Annotated in this window: 13 protein-coding genes; 11 read left to right on the top strand and 2 right to left on the bottom strand. The window is 30.4% G+C overall.

The window, feature by feature from the left end; all coding sequences use genetic code 11:
• The first annotated feature begins 76 nt into the window (after positions 1-76).
• The 5 genes from L0U77_RS05740 (at position 77) to L0U77_RS05720 (ending at position 9,288) form a co-directional block, all read left to right on the top strand.
• Positions 77-4,531 carry a translocation/assembly module TamB domain-containing protein gene (locus tag L0U77_RS05740; protein WP_233900875.1) on the top strand — a complete coding sequence of 1,485 codons (4,455 nt, stop codon included), beginning with the start codon at positions 77-79 and terminating at the stop codon, positions 4,529-4,531.
• 6 nt (positions 4,532-4,537) lie between these two features.
• Positions 4,538-5,470, top strand: coding sequence for a polyprenyl-phosphate transporter (locus L0U77_RS05735; RefSeq protein ID WP_101916921.1), 933 nt, complete (start codon positions 4,538-4,540; stop codon positions 5,468-5,470).
• A 44-nt stretch (positions 5,471-5,514) separates the two neighbouring features.
• Positions 5,515-6,537 (top strand): DUF368 domain-containing protein, encoded by a 1,023-nt coding sequence (locus L0U77_RS05730; protein ID WP_233897766.1) that lies wholly within the window; start codon positions 5,515-5,517, stop codon positions 6,535-6,537.
• Complete coding sequence (locus L0U77_RS05725) at positions 6,509-7,279, top strand: shikimate dehydrogenase family protein (RefSeq protein ID WP_233900874.1); 771 nt, start codon at positions 6,509-6,511, stop codon at positions 7,277-7,279. The genes L0U77_RS05730 and L0U77_RS05725 overlap by 29 nt, the downstream gene beginning before the upstream one ends.
• 164 nt (positions 7,280-7,443) lie before the next feature.
• Complete coding sequence (locus tag L0U77_RS05720; protein ID WP_233900873.1) at positions 7,444-9,288, top strand: DUF349 domain-containing protein; 1,845 nt, start codon at positions 7,444-7,446, stop codon at positions 9,286-9,288.
• Between the two features lie 117 nt (positions 9,289-9,405).
• Here the strand turns inward: L0U77_RS05720 and L0U77_RS05715 are convergent, their stop codons facing one another.
• Complete coding sequence (locus L0U77_RS05715) at positions 9,406-9,786, bottom strand: Rid family detoxifying hydrolase (protein ID WP_101916925.1); 381 nt, start codon at positions 9,784-9,786, stop codon at positions 9,406-9,408.
• Positions 9,787-9,824: 38 nt separating this feature from the next.
• Positions 9,825-12,599 (bottom strand): putative LPS assembly protein LptD, encoded by a 2,775-nt coding sequence (locus tag L0U77_RS05710; RefSeq protein WP_233900872.1) that lies wholly within the window; start codon positions 12,597-12,599, stop codon positions 9,825-9,827.
• 94 nt (positions 12,600-12,693) lie between these two features.
• Between L0U77_RS05710 and L0U77_RS05705 the strand changes: the two genes are divergently transcribed.
• The 6 genes from L0U77_RS05705 (at position 12,694) to menA (ending at position 18,672) form a co-directional block, all read left to right on the top strand.
• Positions 12,694-13,773, top strand: a complete 1,080-nt coding sequence (locus L0U77_RS05705) for an N-acetylmuramoyl-L-alanine amidase family protein (RefSeq protein ID WP_233900871.1) — start codon at positions 12,694-12,696, stop codon at positions 13,771-13,773.
• Positions 13,774-13,834: 61 nt separating this feature from the next.
• A complete protein-coding gene (locus L0U77_RS05700) occupies positions 13,835-14,800 on the top strand; it encodes an MlaD family protein (RefSeq protein WP_233884256.1) in 966 nt (321 codons plus the stop codon).
• Positions 14,801-14,842: 42 nt separating this feature from the next.
• The gene (locus L0U77_RS05695; RefSeq protein ID WP_233884252.1) at positions 14,843-16,162 is read left to right on the top strand and encodes a 4Fe-4S dicluster domain-containing protein; all 1,320 of its coding nucleotides are present in this window, start codon (positions 14,843-14,845) and stop codon (positions 16,160-16,162) included.
• Positions 16,163-16,222: 60 nt separating this feature from the next.
• Positions 16,223-17,002, top strand: coding sequence for a (Fe-S)-binding protein (locus L0U77_RS05690; protein WP_101916929.1), 780 nt, complete (start codon positions 16,223-16,225; stop codon positions 17,000-17,002).
• 17 nt (positions 17,003-17,019) lie between these two features.
• Entirely contained in the window at positions 17,020-17,664 is a 645-nt protein-coding gene (locus L0U77_RS05685; protein ID WP_193706532.1) for an SPOR domain-containing protein, read from the top strand.
• 102 nt (positions 17,665-17,766) lie between these two features.
• Positions 17,767-18,672 carry a 1,4-dihydroxy-2-naphthoate octaprenyltransferase gene (gene menA, locus L0U77_RS05680; RefSeq protein ID WP_262908574.1) on the top strand — a complete coding sequence of 302 codons (906 nt, stop codon included), beginning with the start codon at positions 17,767-17,769 and terminating at the stop codon, positions 18,670-18,672.
• The last annotated feature ends 24 nt before the right edge of the window (positions 18,673-18,696 follow it).

The raw sequence follows: 18,696 nt of genomic DNA, 5'->3' as shown, positions 1-18,696 counted from the left end.
CATCATTAAAAAGCTAGGGAAAATAGTGTGGAAGTGTTCAAAGTACGTGCTACTTTTTTTAATCTTGCTCATTATTTTGCTATCGCTACCCGTTGTACAAACTCAAATAGCAACAAAAGTAACAACTGTTTTAAATCAAAAATACAATACAAATATTGTTGTTAAAAAAGTAGATTTATCATGGTTAGGAAATGTTCAATTAAAAGAAATTGAAATTAGAGATCATCATAAAGATACTCTTATTTTTATTCAGAATTTAAGTACTTCACTATTAAATGTAAAACGTATTGTTGATAATAAAGTCGATTTAGGGGAAGCTTCTTTAAGTGGTGCGTATCTTAATATGAAAAAATATAAAGACGAAAAAGACGACAATCTTGCGATTTTTATGGCCTCTTTTGATGATGATAATCAGAAAGATAGCGTTACACCTTTTGTCTTAAATAGTGCCAAGATTTCGTTGGATAATTTTACGTTTATCAAAACAGATCAGAATAAAAAAGAAGCATTAGAGTTTTCAGCACACAATGTACATGGCGATTTTATTGACTTTTCTATCAAAGGTCCAGAGATTTCTCTAAAAATGAGAGAAGTCTGTTTTATCGAAAATAGAGGAATTCAGATAACAGATATGGCGACCGATTTTCGGTATACCAGAAAATATATGAATTTTGAGAATACTGTTTTAGAAACAGCGAATAAATCAAAAATAAAAGGAAATTTTAAATTAACATACAACAGAGAAGATTTTGCGAATTTTAATGATAAAGTGAAATTTAAAGCCACTTTATTAAAAAGTGCCCTCGCTATTAAAGATTTAAATAAATTTTATAAAGAATTAAAGGGAAATGATATTTTGCATTTCACCACAAATATGAACGGCGTTTTAAATAATTTTAGCCTGAATAATATCCAATTATATTCCGAAAAAGGAATGAAAATTATTGGAGATATGGGTTTTGTAAACGCTATCAAAAAAGAACGAGGATTTGTTTTTGATGCTGATTTAGATAATGTTACGGCTAATTATTTTCAATTAAAAAATGTGCTTCCTAACGTCTTAGGGAAATCGTTACCGAATGAATTTCAACGATTTGGAAACTTTACACTTAAAGGACTTATTCGAGTTACACCAGCACAAATGGAAGCGACAATATCGGTGAAATCTGCCATAGGAACGATTATTTCAGACCTTCAATTAACCAATATTGATGATATTAATCAGGCAGTTTATACCGGTGAAGTTGCTTTTAAAAATTTTGATTTAGGTATTTTTGCAAACGATCCAATACTTGGTGAAATATCCTTAAAAGCCGACGTAAATGGTAGCGGTTTTAATATGGATAACGTAAATACAACCATTATCGGAAAGATTAGTAGCCTTGAATTTAATAAATATACCTACAAAGATTTATATGTAAATGGTCAGTTTCAAAACAAAAAATTCGACGGTTTATTAAAATCAAAAGATGAAAATTTTAACCTCAATTTTGAAGGGTTAGCCGACTTTTCATCCGTAGTAAATAAATTCGATTTCGTAGCAAATATTGATAAAATAGATCTTAAAAAAACAAACTTCTTTACCCGAGATAGTATCGCAACGCTACATGGAAATATCAATTTAAATATTTCAGGAAATAATTTTGATGATATTATTGGAAAAGCAACCTTTGAAAATCTAGTGTATAAAAATCAAAAAAAAGACTATTTATTTGAAAAATTTGAAATAAATTCTTCCGTAAAAGATAGCATAAAAACGATTGAAGTAAATTCAAAAGAAATTGTTACAGGTGCGTTAAAAGGAAAATTCTCTTTTGAAGAATTAATTCCCATTACCCAAAATGCACTGGGAAGCGTATATGCCAATTATCAACCTAATAAAGTTGCTCCAAATCAGTTTTTAGAATTTGATTTTACCATTTATAATCAAATTATCGACGTGTTTTTTCCAAATATTACAATCGCCAAAAATACACGCATAAAAGGACGTATTAATTCCGATAAAAATGCCCTGAAATTAACGTTCACATCACCCGAAATTCAAGCCTATAAAAATAGTATCGAAAATATTGTGTTGCGTATGGATACTAAAAATCCGCTGTATAATACGCATTTAACAGCTCATAAAATCAGCAATAAATACTATAATATCGAAAAATTAAACCTGCTAAATAGAACCAAAAATGATACACTCTATTTTAAATCGGTATTTAAAGGAAGTGAAAATCAGTCAGAAACTTTTAACCTAGATTTCTATTATACTATTGATGAATTTAAAAAATCAGTGGTTGGTATTCAAAAATCAAACTTCAATTACAAAGGATTTAATTGGATTATCAATAAAAATGAAGATAAAAAACATAAAATAGCCTTCAATCTAAAAGAAGATAATTATATCATTAGTCCGTTTTTAGTAGAGTCGGAAGCCCAAAAAATTGCCTTTAAAGGCGTTGTAAAAGATACTACTTATAAAGATTTACAAGCCAGTTTTACCAACGTTAAATTAGGTAGTTTTTTCCCTATAATCGATAATTTAAGCCTAGAAGGAAATCTAACGGGGAATATCGATTTACAACAAAAAGAAGGGAAAATAGCACCAAAAACAACGCTATCAATAGAAGACTTTTATATTAATAAACAACCTCAAGGAACGTTATCTTTGAAAATAACAGGGGATAATTCCTATGAAAAATATAAGGCAAATCTTTCGTTGATTAACGAAAAAATAAAGCATATTTCAGCAATCGGAAGTCTTGATTTTTCAGCGAAAAAACCAAGCATAGATGCACAAATCTATTTAGAAGAATACGATATTTTAGCGTTTAGCCCGCTGGGAAAAAAAGTACTAAATAAATTAAGAGGGAAAATTACAGGGAACTTTAGAGCCAAAGGTTTGTTAAGTAATCCTGATTTTAAAGGAACTTTAAATGTAGAAAATGGTGGATTAACATTTCCGTATCTAAATGTAGATTTTGACCTAAAAGGAAATACGAATATCGTTTTAGATAAGCAACAATTTAAACTTAAAAATGTTCTGCTAGAAGATACAAAACATAAAACAACAGGAGATTTATCAGGGTATATAGCGCATCAAAATTTTAAAGATTGGTATTTGAAACTAGATATTAATACCAAAAATTTACTGGTTTTAGATACCCAAGAAACCGAAGAATCTTCCTATTATGGAACCGGTTTTTTAAACGGAAATGCCGAAATTAGAGGACTTACTAGTAATTTAGATATCGTGATTGATGGAAAAACAAATAAAGGAACATTGTTTGTAATTCCTTTAAATGATGTAAAAACTATTGATAATTATAAATTAATCCGCTTTAAATCAGCAGAAATAGATGCTCAAAATAATCAAGAAACAATCAAAGATATAAAAGGACTTGATTTGAAAATAAATCTTGAAGTAACAAAAGATGCCGTCGCTCAAGTTGTTATTGATAAAGTTTCTGGAAGTGAACTAAAAGGAAGCGGAAAAGGAAATTTAAGAATCGATATTAATACGCTTGGGAAATTTAAAATGTATGGCGATTTCGAAATTCATAAAGGATTGTATAATTTTAAATATGCAGGAATTTCAAAGCCATTTATGGTGCAAAAAGGAGGACGAATTGCTTGGAATGGAAATCCGTATAATGCCGAATTGGATTTAATTGCCATCTATAAAACCAAAGCAAATCCCGCTCAATTACTCGATAATATTAACTCAAGCCGTAAAATACCCATCGATTTATATACCAAAATAACAGGAGGATTATTCAGTTCTAAACAAGAATTTGATATTAAAATTCCAAATGCAAATTCAACGGTAGCTTCCGAATTGGAATTTATTTTAAACGGAAATGATTTGAATACTAAAATGCAACATTTTTCATTTTTGTTAGCTTTTGGAACTTTTTATAATCAGGAAAATATCGGGAGTAGTGCCGCTAACGGATTACGAGGAACTGCCTCTGAAATTGCATCGAGCATTTTAACGGAAGTATTAAATAGTGATGATAGTAAATTTCGATTAGGACTCGGATATACGCAAGGCGATAACGGAAATTCGGAGGATGTAAATAGTTTAAAATCAGACGATCAAGTTGATGTTTCGGTAAGTACACAAGTAAGCGATAGAGTGTTGATAAACGGAAAAGTAGGCGTTCCTGTGGGAGCAAATACCCAAACAAATATAGTTGGAGAAGTGAAAATTGAAGTGCTTTTAAATAAAGAAGGAACTTTAAGAGGAACGGTTTTTAATCGACAAAATGAAGTGCAATATTCATCCGAAGAAGAAGGGTATACGCAAGGTGTTGGTTTTTCTTATCAAGTTAATTTTAATAATTTAGCAGGACTTGCAAAAAAATTAGGACTTAAAAAAAATCAGCAAAAAAATAGTCAGAAAAATAATCTTAAAAATAACCTGAAAGACACACTTAAAATTAAGGAAGTCAAGAAAAAAATCAAGAAAAATAAATTTGTCAGCTTTAAAAAAATAGAAAATAAATCAGTAGAAAAATCAGTGCAAAAGAATAATTAAAATTACATGAACAGAACCAAAAAAGATTATTTAGTAATCATGCTAAAAGGACTCGCTATGGGAGCCGCAGACGTTGTTCCTGGAGTTTCAGGAGGAACTATTGCTTTTATTTCAGGCATTTATGAAGAATTATTAAACTCCATAAGTGGCATTACTCTAAGTTTATTTAAAACCTTAAAAAATCAAGGATTTAAAACCGCTTGGAAACAACTTAATGGAAACTTTTTAGCATCGCTTTTTATAGGAATGTTTATCAGTATACTTTCTTTAGCGAAAGTAATTTCGTGGTTACTTGTAAGTCATCCAATTTTATTGTGGTCTTTTTTCTTCGGATTAGTTTTAGCAAGTATTATTTACATCGCAAAACAAATTACAAATTGGAATTTTATCGCCATTATATTACTGATAATTGGCGGTATTTTAGCGTATTATATTACGACATTAAATCCTCTGATTGCTGAAAATTCATCGACAATATTTATGTTTTTAGCTGGAGCAATTGCCATTTGTGCCATGATTTTACCTGGTATTTCTGGTTCGTTTATTTTAGTGCTTTTAGGAGCGTATAAACCTGTGTTATCTGCTATAAACACTAGAGATTACACCACCATAATGGCAATTGGATTCGGAGCAATTGTAGGATTATTATCTTTTTCAAGACTTTTAAAATACTTATTTGCACATTATAAAAATTATACGTTAGCAGTTTTAACAGGATTTATAATTGGGTCGTTAAATAAAATTTGGCCTTGGAAAAAAGTGCTCACATTTAGAACTAATTCTCACGGTGAAAAAGTACCGTTTAACGAATTATCAGTTTCGCCATTTTCATTTGATGGAAATCCGCAAATAATGTATGCGTGCTTATTAGCAATCTTCGGATTTTCGTTAATTCTAATTCTTGAAAAATTAGCCGTAAAAAGTCATCAAAAGGATTAAAAATTCCTAAAAAATAAGTATTTTAGTTCCTTATATTTTAAAAAATGTATCAACAACAGCAACGCACATTATCACAAAAAATAGTGCTTTTTTTAAAAGGAATAACCATGGGAGGTGCCAATAAAGTTCCTGGAGTTTCTGGAGGAATGGTGGCTTTTGTAATGGGATTTTATGAAGAACTTATTTTTTCTTTTCAGCGGATAAACGCAAAAGCATTTAAATTGCTTTTCAATGGACGCTTCAAAAGTTTTGCCCGATACACCAACTTACAATTTTTAACATTGATAATGTTAGGAAGTATGTTTAGTTACTTTACAATTTCATTGGTGTTAGATTATTTTTTAAAAAACAATGAATTATATGTTTGGTCGTGGTTTTTTGGAATGATTATCGGTTCAATTTATTATATCTCAAAAGATTTTAACGACTGGAAATTAAAAAATACAATCGCTCTAATCATTGGTGTTGCTATCGGTATTTTTATCAGTTTTTTAACGCCCGCCAAAGAAAATGATAATCTTTGGTTTGTTTTTATTTGTGGGATTATCGGCGTTTCAGGGATGACACTTCCTGGATTATCAGGGTCTTTTATTCTGATTTTATTAGGAAATTATGTGTTATTATTGGTCGATAGCGTCAATGTTTTTGCAAGTGTTGTAACGAGTTTGGTATCAGGCGATTTTGAGGTGTTGAAAAATCCTGTAAAAATAAGATATTTAAAAATCATAAGCGTTTTTACGCTGGGTTCTGTCTTCGGGTTAGTGTCTATTTCGCATATTTTAGGATACGTTTTAAAACGATGGCATCAACTGGTAACTGCCGTAATTATCGGTTTTATAACAGGTTCTTTAGGAATTGTATGGCCTTGGAAAAAAACAATATTCAAAAGCAATGAAAACGGTTTTTTATTCGATAAAAAAGGACATAAAATCGTGGAAAATTATCAGCGATTTATACCCGATTTTTCAACACAAGAAACATGGATTTCAATAGGTTTTATCATCTTTGGAATCGCCTTAATTTTAATGATAGACTTTTATGCAAGAAAAAAAACAACAAAAAACTAAGAACACATACGCCTTAGTTGGAAAAAATATTTCATACTCTTTTTCAAAAGGATATTTTACCGATAAATTTGAAAAATTAGGACTCGATTCAAGTGAATATGTCAATTTTGATATCCAATCAATAGAGGAACTTCCCCTAAAAATAAAAGAAAATAAACAGCATTTAAAAGGAATGAATGTTACGATTCCTTATAAATTAGAAGTATTCAACTTCTTAGATAAAATAGATAAAAAAGCACACAAAATAGGTGCGGTAAATACTATCAAAATATCTAAAAAAGGAAAATTAAAAGGATTTAATACCGATGTTTATGGATTTAAAAAATCCTTACAACCATTGCTGGAAAATCATCATCAAAAAGCCCTGATTCTAGGAACAGGAGGCGCCTCAAAAGCAGTTGCCTATGTGCTTAAAAAATTAAATATCAACTATCAATTCGTTTCTAGAAATCCGCAAGGAAAAAAAGAAATTTCATATCAAGATGTATCCAAAGAAATTATAGAAACACATCATCTAATAATTAATTGTACACCTTTAGGAACGCATCCAAATATAGAGGATTGTCCTGATATTCCGTATCAATTTTTATCTGAAAAACACCTCTTGTTTGACCTAATTTATAATCCTGAAGAAACTACTTTTTTAAGAAAAGGAAAAGAAAATAATGCTGTAATAAAAAATGGACTCGAAATGCTAGAACAACAAGCCGAAAAAGCTTGGAAAATATGGAATGAAAAATAATTTTAAAATTATTTAAAAGTAAATTAAAATAAAATAGCGTATTCTATAATATTATAGAAGAATCCGTATATTTATAAAATTAATAATTTAAAAAATAAATTAATAAAACTTTTAAGAATTAAAAGTTTAAAATTAAATTAATAAGGAACTTAAACATTGTAGATATGTTAGAAAATAACGAAAAAGAAGTACAAGAACCACTTACAGCGGAAAATACTGTTGTGAAAGTAGCAACCGAAAAAGCAGTGAACGAAGTAGAAACACAAGTTGCTAATGAAGCTGAAAAAGTAGATGAAAAGCACGAAATACCAATGCTGGAATATGCAACGATGGAGTTGGATATATTGGTGTCGGAATTAAAAAAGTTATTAGACAACCATCAAGTACAACAGTTAAAGTCGAATATTGATGCCATTAAAAATGCTTTTAATACCAAATTTAATGACTTACTAACTCAAAAAAAAGAAGCCTTTTTAGCCGAAGGTGGAAATGTAATTGACTTTCAGTTTTCAAGCCCTATTAAAGCCGAATATAATAAATTAGTAGGCGAATATAAAGCCAAACGTGATGCGCATTACGCACAATTGGAAAATCAATTAAAAGAAAATTTAGACAAAAGAAATGCCTTAATCGAAGAGTTAAAAACACTAATCGAAAAAGCAGACGCCAAAACAATGTATAATGATTTCCAGGAAATTCAAAAAAAATGGAAAACAATAGGCGCTGTTCCTAAAACAAAATACAATGATACTTGGAAAATATACCATCATCATGTAGAACGTTTTTATGATTTATTAGACTTAAATAAAGACTTTAGAGAACTTGATTTTAAACATAATTTAGAAGAAAAATTAAAACTTATTTCGCACGCAGAAACTTTAAATGAAGTAGCTGATGTAAATGTAGCTTTTAAAGATTTACAAGATTTACACCGCATCTGGAAAGAAGAAATAGGGCCTGTAGGTAAAGAACATCGAGAAGATATATGGGGGAAATTTAGTGAAGCAACCAAAAAAATACACGATAAACGTCATCAATATTTTAGAGAATTAAAATCGAAATATCAAGAAATGATTGACGCAAAATTGAAAGTTGTTGCCGAAATTAATGCGTTCGATACTTCGAGAAATGAATCGCACAACGATTGGCAAAAAAGTATTGTAGAACTTGAAAAACTACGTAAAAAATACTTTGATATCGGGAAATTACCCTACAATAAAAGTGAAGCTGTTTGGCAAGAATTTAAAAATGCGACCAAAAAATTCAACAGTTCAAAAAATGTTTTTTATAAAGCTGAAAAAAATACCCAAAACGATAACTTAAAAAGTAAAATTGCACTTATCGAACTTGCTGAAAGCATTAAAGATAGCGATGATTGGGAAGAAGCAACCAATACTATGAAACGTATTCAGTCTGATTGGAAAAAAATTGGTCATGTGCCAAGAAAGTTTTCTGATGATATTTGGAAACGTTTTAAAGATGCTTGTAATTTCTATTTTGATAGATTACATGCCCAAAAAAATGAGCAAAATAAAGAGCAATTAGCGCTTGTTACCGATAAAAAAGCATTTATAGAAAAAATAAAAACATCCGAAGACTTAAGCCTAGAAGCGATTCAAGAAAATATTGTTGCATGGAGAGCTTTAGGAGCATTGCCTAGAAATGCTCGTCATTTAGATGAGAAATTCAACAAAGCAATTGACGCGCATTTAGGAAAACTAAACATGAGTAAAAGTGATATCGAATTGATGAAGTTTAAAAATTCGATTGATATGTATTTATCACAAAAAGATTTAAAAAAATTAGATAACGAACAATATTTTATCCGTAAGAAAATAGATGAAACAGTTCGTGAAATGCAACAATTAGAAAATAATTTAGGTTTCTTTTCTAATGCAAAATCGGATAATCCTTTAGTATTGAATGTTCGTAAAGGGATTCAAGAATTTAAAGACCAATTAGCTGTTTGGAAATCAAAATTAGCATACATTAAAAAACTTGATTATTAGATTTAGTAATAATTTTCAATCAAATAAATCAAAAATAAATTAAATTTTAAATTTAATAATAAAAAAAATTCGAGTCTTTTATGTGAATATAAAACATAAAAAACTCGAGTTTTTTTATTATTTAACAGCAATCATACTAATTTCTACATTCACAAATTTAGGCAAATTCGCTACTTCTACAGTTTCTCTTGCGGGAGCTGTTGCTTCGTTAAAATATTGGGCGTAAACGCTATTTATTTTTGAAAAATTATTCATATCAGAAATGAAAATAGATGTTTTTACGACATTTTCAAAAGTCATTTCAGCGGCAGCTAAAACTTCTTTCATGTTTTCCATAACTTGTTTTGTTTCAATTTCGATGGTATCTAATACGAGTTCACCATTTTCAGGATTGAAAGCAATTTGACCCGAAGTATATAACGTATTTCCGCTTAAAACAGCTTGATTGTAAGGTCCAATAGGAGCAGGAGCTTTATCGGTAGTGATAATTTTTTTCATTATATTTTGATTTTATGTTTTGATATTTTTAGAGATTCTTAAAATAACACTCTATCTGGCGGTTTATTTTTATCCCATTTCAAATCGCTTAATACTGATGATTTTACTCCGATAAAGAAATTATACGAAGTTCTTTGTCCGAAAGGTGTCCAACCGAAATTTAAACGCCAACTATCTAAATCTCTAGAAAAATTTAAATTTGTATAGGAGAATCCAGTATTTTTAATGTCATATCCAGAATTAAAACCAACGCCCCATTTAGGCGATAATTCGACATTTCCACTAAACATTAAAATATTTCGAGTAATATCGCTGGTAAATCCGTCATTAGAATAATTTAAGGTATAGGTTAAATTTAACGTCCAAGGAATTTTATGACGATATAAAAGCGTTTCTTTTACTTCCGTTTCATTCTCTGGTGTATTGGAAAAATCGTTGGCATTTTTATTGTTTCGACCAAATAAATCAGGGGTGTCTTGCGCACCGTTTCCGTTATTTTTACGCTTATTTTTATTGTTTTTTAGACTTTCTTTATCTTTTTTAAAATCTTCACTAGACAAAGAGTAATTTGCCGTTATGCCCACTGTTTTTATTCGGAATAATTTATCATTAAATTTATCGATTTTTTCTCCCTTTTTATCAAGCTGATACGGGTCTAAAAGCATATTCGCATTTAACGCTAATTTATCTTTGAATAAACGAGTTCCCGCACTTACAGTAACATCGCTCCAACGAATACTATCTTTGGTAATATCGTAGGAAGTACTAAAATTCAAATTATTTAAAAGTGTTATTTTCTGATCTTCTTCATCACTATTAGGGTCTTTTGGGGCTACTTTAGCTTCCAAAACATTGTTAACGGCAATACCAATAGCATTGGAAACGCCACTTCCTGGGGTACCATATATTCCTCCTTTAAAAGGAGAATACGTTCGTAAATCGGTTGGATCAGAGCTTTGTTGTACTTGTAAATCGTGATTTTTAGCAAAATTAGGCGTATATCCGTAAGAAATCGAAGGTCTAATCGTATGACGAATGGCTTTTAAACGTCCTTTTTTAAAGTTAAAAGTTCCGTAAATATTTGTAGATAAAGAAACTCCAAAATTATAAGTATGAAACCGATTGAATCCGCCAATAGTATCGTTTACAACCGCACCTAAATTTTTATCAGCATTGACTTTTGTAGGGTCGTATCTTTTATGAATTTTATCAAAATACCAAACATCTCGATAACTTGCACTAGGCGATACTGTAAAATGTTTAAACGCTTTTAAATTCGTACTGGTGCTAAGATTATGTTGAATCCCTTTTTTGGCAGTATTGAACATTTTTGCCGTAAAAAACTCATCATCCGTAGTATTTATAAGGTATTGTCCTTGCATACTATAATTCAAACCCATTTTTTGAATCGCATTATTTTTAGCACCTCCTTTGCCTGCAAACGGATAGACAGGACGCATATTTAATTGCAAAGCTGGTAGGGTCATGGTTATTTCTTCGGTGTTGGTGTTTTGACCATGTTTTAACGTAATATTCATGTTAAAAGGCGTTCCAACGAAGTTTTTTGAATACGAAATCGATGAATTTAAACTATTGTCAATAGCTCTTGAATTATTTGCTTGATTCAACGATTCTAAGAAAAAAGTACTACTTCCTAAATCAACAGAGGCAGAAAAACTAGAGTTTGGGCTCGATTTAGTATCTCGATTATGACTCCAACGAATATTGAAACTAGAACTTTTATTATAGTTTGATAAACCTTTAATTCCTTGAATATTATTCTGAAATTGAAGACTAAAATTCCCACTGAAATTGTAGCGTTTATAATAGTTAGATTCCGTTCGGAAACCCCAACTTCCATTGGTGTATAAATCTCCTAAAACAGTTAAATCAAAATAATCACTTAATGCCAAATAATATCCTCCATTTTGTAGAAAAAATCCCTGACTATTACTATCTCCCCAAGATGGAATTATAAAACCAGAGGTTCTTTTATCTGTTAAAGGAAAGTAGGAAAATGGTAAAAATAAAGGGGTCGGAACATCCGCTAAAACTAAATTACTGCTACCTACAATTATTTTTTTACCAGGAACTAATTTGGCTTTGTTAGTTTGAATATAATAATCGGGGCGTTTCTTTTTTGAGGTGGTAAAACGTAATTTACGCATATAAATGGTCGAATCATTGACACGTTTTGTTTTTTCGGCATAAGTTATAATCCCACTTTGAACCGTTTTTACACCATAAACCAACGCTTTTTTAGTTTTGAAGTTAAATAAAATAGAATCTTGTTCCGATTCTTGTCCATCTTGTTTAAAAACAGGGCGTTGATGATATCCTAAACTATCTTTTATTCCCTTGGCGTACACGGTATTGTTTTTATAATCAAGCACAATTATTCCTGCTTTCAAATCAATATTTGTGTACGTAATTTGGGCTTTATTATATAACGTTACTGTTTTATTTTTTGCATTCTGAAGCGTATAATCTTCCGCATTATGCGTAATGATGCCTTGAATAACTTCTTTTTTCTCTTTGTCTTGTTTATTTAAAGAAATCAACGAATCTTTTAGATAATCCTTAGAAGGTTCTTTTAAGGAATCTTTCGAGATATTTAAAACTGTCTTTTTTTTAGGCTTTTTAGCCTCGATGCTTGTTGTACCTAAATCTTGAGCTACACTTATTTGATAATAAAAAAGGCAGAAAGCTAAAAGTATGTAAGTTAGAGTTGTTCGCAATGTTATAAATGCTATTTTTGTGTTATATTTAAAAATATCTGGCGTATTATTTGCACGCCTAAATACAAAACCCAAAAATAGTTAAATTTTATTGATGCAATTCTTAAAATTACGTAAATATAATCACCTAAAAAATTATTTTTTATTTTTGATCTCAATATTCTTTTTATTGGGCGCTTCAACACAGGTGATAGCTCAAAAAAAATACAATATTGTACTTGATGCAGGACATGGAGGAAAAGATCATGGAGCTTCGAGAGGTTCCTATATCGAGAAAAAAATCGCCTTGAAACTTGCCTTAAAAGTAGGTGAAATATTAAAGAAAGATAAAACAATTAACGTCAGTTATACTCGAACGAAAGATGTTTTTGTCGAACTTCATAAACGAGCAAGTATCGCTAATAAAAAAAATGCCGACCTTTTTGTGTCGATTCACTGCAATGCAAATAATTCCTCAAAACCACACGGTTCTGAAACCTATGTGCTAGGTTTAAAGGGAAATCAAGAGAATTTAGAAATCGTAAAAAAAGAAAATGCCGTGATTTTCTTGGAAGATAATTATCAAAAAAATTATGATTACGATCCTAATTCTCCACAATCTTTAATAGGATTATCGGTATTACAAGAAGAAAATTTAGACGCAAGTTTGTCGTTAGCAAGTTTGGTGCAAACTAATTTTAAAAAAATAAAAAGATATGACAGAAAGGTAAAACAAGCTAATTTTTTAGTCTTGCGAGAAACTGTAATGCCAAGCGTACTTATTGAACTTGGTTTTTTATCGAATAAATCCGAAGGGAATTTCCTTAATTCAAAATACGGACAGCTAAAAATGGCAAAATCACTCGCAACTGCCATCAAAAAATACGTACAACGATTAAAATTAAATACGATTCAAGATAAAACAATCGTATCAACTAAAAAAATATCAAAAAAAATACCAAAAAAAATAATTCGAAAACCAACTCGAAAAATTGCTAAAAAATCAACGTCTAAAATTGCCTTTAAAGTACAAATAGCAGCGTCCAAAAAACAACTAAACAAACGAAACTTTAACTTTAGAGGACTCAAAAATGTAGAATCGAAGTTTATTGGTGGATATCATAAATACTATTATGGAAGTTCTTCTAGCTTTTCACAGGTTAAAAAAACATTAACACATCTGAAAAAAATAGGCTATAAAGATGCTTGGATTGTCGCTTTTAAAGGAAATAAAAAAATATCGGTTAAAGAAGCACTGAGAAATCATTAATTTAGAAAAACTATATTTATACTCCCAAAATATTAGTATTTTCGTGGGATAAATTTTATGTATGTCAAAAGAACTAAAAACTGGTATTGTTGCTATCGTGGTTATCGCCCTATTTGTTTGGGGATATAATTTTTTAAAAGGAGAAAATTTGTTTAGTGGTAGTAATCGGTATTTTTATATTGAATACAAAAATATAAACGGACTAAACGAAGCGAGTCAAGTAACCATAAATGGATTGAAAGTTGGTAAAATTGAAAATATTTCCTTCAAAGATACTCCTGATAAAAAAGGAATGTTACTTGTGAAAATTTCACTGAATAATGATTTCGTTTTCTCTAAAAATAGTGTTGGTAAAATATATTCCGCTAGTTTAATGGGCGGACAAAATTTAGCAATTGTTCCTCGATATGATGGCGAAAAAGCTGTTTCTGGAGATTATTTAAAAGGAGAAGTAGAATCTGACCTTTTTTCATCCGTAGGTGAAAAATTAAATCCGATTCAATCAAAACTTCAAAATGTCCTAATCGGTGCAGATTCATTACTTGTAGGCGTGAATCAAGTATTGGATGAAAAATCTAGAAAAAGTTTAAATAATAGTATTCTTGGTTTAGAAGGAACAATCAACGGTGTTCAAAAAACCCTGAAATCAGTAAATAACTTGTTAGCAAGCAACAAACAAAATCTTGATGCGACCTTTAAAAATACTAAAAAAATTACGGATAATTTCTCGAAAATATCCGAAGATTTAGCCCAAACAAATCTTGGTGCTACCGTGAAAAAATTAGAAACAACCTTGGCGAATGTAAATGGATTATTAGCCAACGTAAAAGACGGAAAAGGAACGCTAGGGAAGTTAATGACCGATGAAAAAATGTATGCAAACTTAACAAATGCATCAAAAGAAATGGAAGAATTATTACGGGAAATGAAATTAAACCCAAAACGATTTGTTCATTTTTCATTATTTGGTAAAAAAGCAAAAGCATATAATGAAGAAAATAATACCAAAAATATAAGTGCGAAATAAACGCATCTACCAGAAATTACTAACATTAAAACAGCAAGAACGATGGAGAAATATTTACCAAACATAATTTTCGCAACTATTTTAATCGCAGGGATTGGATATTTTGTACTAAATGTTCGAAAATTAGTTCGAAATATTAAGCTAGGAAAAGATATTGATAGAACTGACCGAAAACCTGAGCGTTGGAAAAATATGGCAAAAATAGCCTTAGGACAATATAAAATGGTGCGTCGTCCTGTTTCTGGAATTCTACATGTAGTAGTGTATGTAGGGTTTATTTTGATAAATATCGAAATGTTAGAAATTGTTATTGATGGATTATTAGGAACGCATCGTGTTTTTCAGCCAATTTTAGGCGATGCTATCTATGGATTTTTAATCGGTAATTTCGAAATTTTAGCCGTGCTTGTTTTTGTTGCAGTTACTATTTTCTGGTTTAGACGAAATATCGAAAAAGTAAAGCGTTTCTGGAGTAAAGAAATGACTGGTTGGCCAAAAAATGATGGAAATATTATTCTATATTTTGAAATGGTTTTAATGTCGTTATTTTTGATAATGAACGCTACTGATGTTGCCTTTCAAGAAGCAGGAGCAGGAAATGTAATTTCTCAATTTATTGCCCCTTGGTTCAATGGTTTTTCAGCAGAAAGTTTACATCTTATAGAAAAAACAACTTGGTGGGTACATATTATAGGTATTCTAATTTTCTTGAATTATTTATATTATTCAAAACATTTACATATTTTATTAGCATTTCCAAATACCTTTTTTGCGAACTTAAAACCAAAAGGACAACTTACAAATTTAGCTTCTGTAACCAAAGAAGTTAAAATGATGCTAGATCCTGATGCCGACCCGTACGCAATGCCAGAAGAAGGAACGGAAGACGAAGTGCCTGAAAAATTTGGTGCTTCTGATGTTACCGATTTAAATTGGGTGCAACTAATGAATGCTTATACCTGTACCGAATGTGGACGTTGTACTTCGTCGTGTCCTGCAAATTTAACGGGTAAAGAATTATCGCCTCGTAAAATTATGATGGATACCAGAGATCGTTTGGAAGAGGTAGGGAAAAATATCGACCAAAATAACGGTGTTTTTAAAGATGATGGAAAACAACTGTTAAATGATTACATTTCTCCAGAAGAATTATGGGCGTGTACAAGTTGTAATGCCTGTGTGCAAGAATGTCCAATAGGAATTGATCCGTTGTCTATTATTATGGAGATGCGTCGTTATTTGGTGATGGAAGAATCGGCAGCTCCTCAGGAATTAAATGCTATGATGTCAAATATTGAAAATAATGGAGCACCTTGGCAATATAGTCAGCAAGATAGACTTAACTGGAAAGATGAAGCATAAAGCTTTTTTAAGCTCTCAATAATAAAAATTTAGAAATAACAACGCTTAAAACATAAAACGATGAACGTACCAACAATGGCAGAAATGATGGCTCAGGGAAAACAACCAGAAGTGTTGTTTTGGGTAGGAGCAGCAGGAAGTTATGATGATAGAGCTAAAAAAATAACCAAATCATTTGTAAAAATATTACATAAAGCAGACGTGAATTTTGCGGTGTTAGGTACGGAAGAAAGTTCAACTGGAGATGCCGCAAAACGTGCAGGAAATGAATTTTTGTTTCAAATGCAAGCAATGATGAATATTGAAGTCTTAAACGGATATCAGGTAAAAACAATCGTAACCTGCGATCCACATTCATTTAATACTTTAAAAAATGAATATCCAGAATTAGGCGGTAAATATGAAGTGTATCATCATACTCAATTTATTAGTAAATTAATAAAAGAAGGACGTTTATCGATTGATAATACGACTTTAAAAGGAAAACGATTAACGTATCATGATCCTTGTTATTTAGGACGTGCAAACGAAATATACGAAACACCACGGGAATTATTACGTAATTTAGGCGTGAAAATGACCGAAATGAAACGTCATAAATCAACGGCTTTATGTTGCGGTGCAGGAGGAGCACAAATGTTTAAAGATGCTGAAAAAGGTGATAAGGAAATTAATATCTTACGTACCGAAGATGCGTTAGAAACCGATCCTCAAATTATAGCAACAGGTTGCCCATATTGTAATACTATGATGACGGATGGTGTGAAATTTAAACTTAAAGAAGACCAAATCGTGGTGAAAGATATTGCAGAACTAATTGCGAGTGCCAATAATTTATAGATTTTAAATCCAAAGAAATGCCATTAATAGACGACGATGAGTTTATTAAAATTTGTGATGAATTAGAAAGATTAAAGCAAAAAGAAAAAGACCTGGAAAAAGGGTATATCGATTTAAAGTTAGAGAATACCAAAATCAGTAGTCATAAAAAATATCGAGTTTTACTTATTTTTGCATTAATAGCCCTAGTTTTATTTTTGATTGTAACGATGTATAATAAACATCATAAATTTACAATCATTAAGCAGCAAAAAATATCCTTAGAAAAATTAATCGATAGCATTAATAATGTCACAAAAATAAAAGAAACATCAAGGTTAAAAAAAGAGAAAACTGTTGCTCTTTTAGCAAAAAATAAAATTGTTTTTACAGTTCAAATTGGCGTTTTTGAAAACCTTAAAATGTCCGAAGAAAACCTAAGACAAGAAGGAGGGATCCGAAAAATGCCTAATAATTTAGGTGAAAAAACAGAAAAATATATTGCAGGTGCTTTTTCTACTTATGAAAATGCCCGAATATTTAGAGATGAAGTAAAAAAAATAGGTATAAAAGATGGATTTGTAGTAGCATTGCGTAACGGAAAAAAAATCCCGATTAGTACTGCTGTAAAATTATCAAATTTAGATTCTTTGGATACTTCAGATCAATTAAGTATTGAATAATTAAGAGCATAAAAGAATAATTAAGAAATTTATAGCTTAAAAAAGGAAGGATGTACTCTTTCCTTTTTTATGTTTCAAATTATTTTGGATTAAAGAATAACTATGAAAAATTATATAAAAGCTGCACGTTTACGCACCTTACCATTATCGATATCAGGAATTATTGTGGGAGCATCGCTTGGAATTAAAGATAGTGTACCTACATTTTATTTTTGGGAAAGTACTATTTTTTGGTTGGCAATTTTAACGACTATTGGTTTTCAAGTTTTGTCAAATTTTGCAAATGATTATGGCGATGGTATCAAAGGAACCGACGATAATAGAGAAGGAGAAGCTCGCATGGTTTCATCAGGAATGATTACGCCAAAGCAAATGAAAATGGCAATGATAATAACCGCAATTATCACATTATTACTTGCTTTATTATTGATTTTTACTTCTTTTGGGAAAGATAATTTTTTGTTTTCAGCACTATTTTTAGGGTTGGGAATTGCGTCAATTGTGGCAGCGATTAAATATACGGTTGGTAAATCGGCATACGGTTACAGTGGTTTTGGTGATGTTTTTGTATTTCTTTTCTTCGGATTATTAGCAGTCGTGGGAACCTATTTTCTATACACAAAGCAAGTAAATTTTAGTGTCTTTTTACCAGCCATTAGCATTGGATTATTAAGTACTGCCGTGCTAAATTTAAACAATATGCGCGATAGCATAAATGATAAAAAAGTAGGTAAAAATACCTTAGTCGTTAAAAACGGTGTAAAATTCGCTAAAAAATATCATTATACATTATTGATAATTTCTTTTATAACGGCGATGATGTATGTACTAATTAATTATCAAAAACCAGTACAATTCTTATTTATATTGGCGTATTTACCAATTATAAAACACGTATTTTTTGTGTATAAAAACAAAGAAGAACCGTTATTAGATGGTGAATTAAAAAAAGTAGCGTTAAGTACTTTTTTATTTTCAATATTATTTGCACTAGGATATCTTTTTTAAAATAAGGAATAAATAAAATATAAA

Source organism: Tenacibaculum piscium, assembly GCF_021390715.1.
GTDB lineage: Bacteria > Bacteroidota > Bacteroidia > Flavobacteriales > Flavobacteriaceae > Polaribacter > Polaribacter piscius.
Note: the sequence above shows the minus strand (reverse complement) of the source record. Positions and strands in the feature narration are given on the sequence as shown.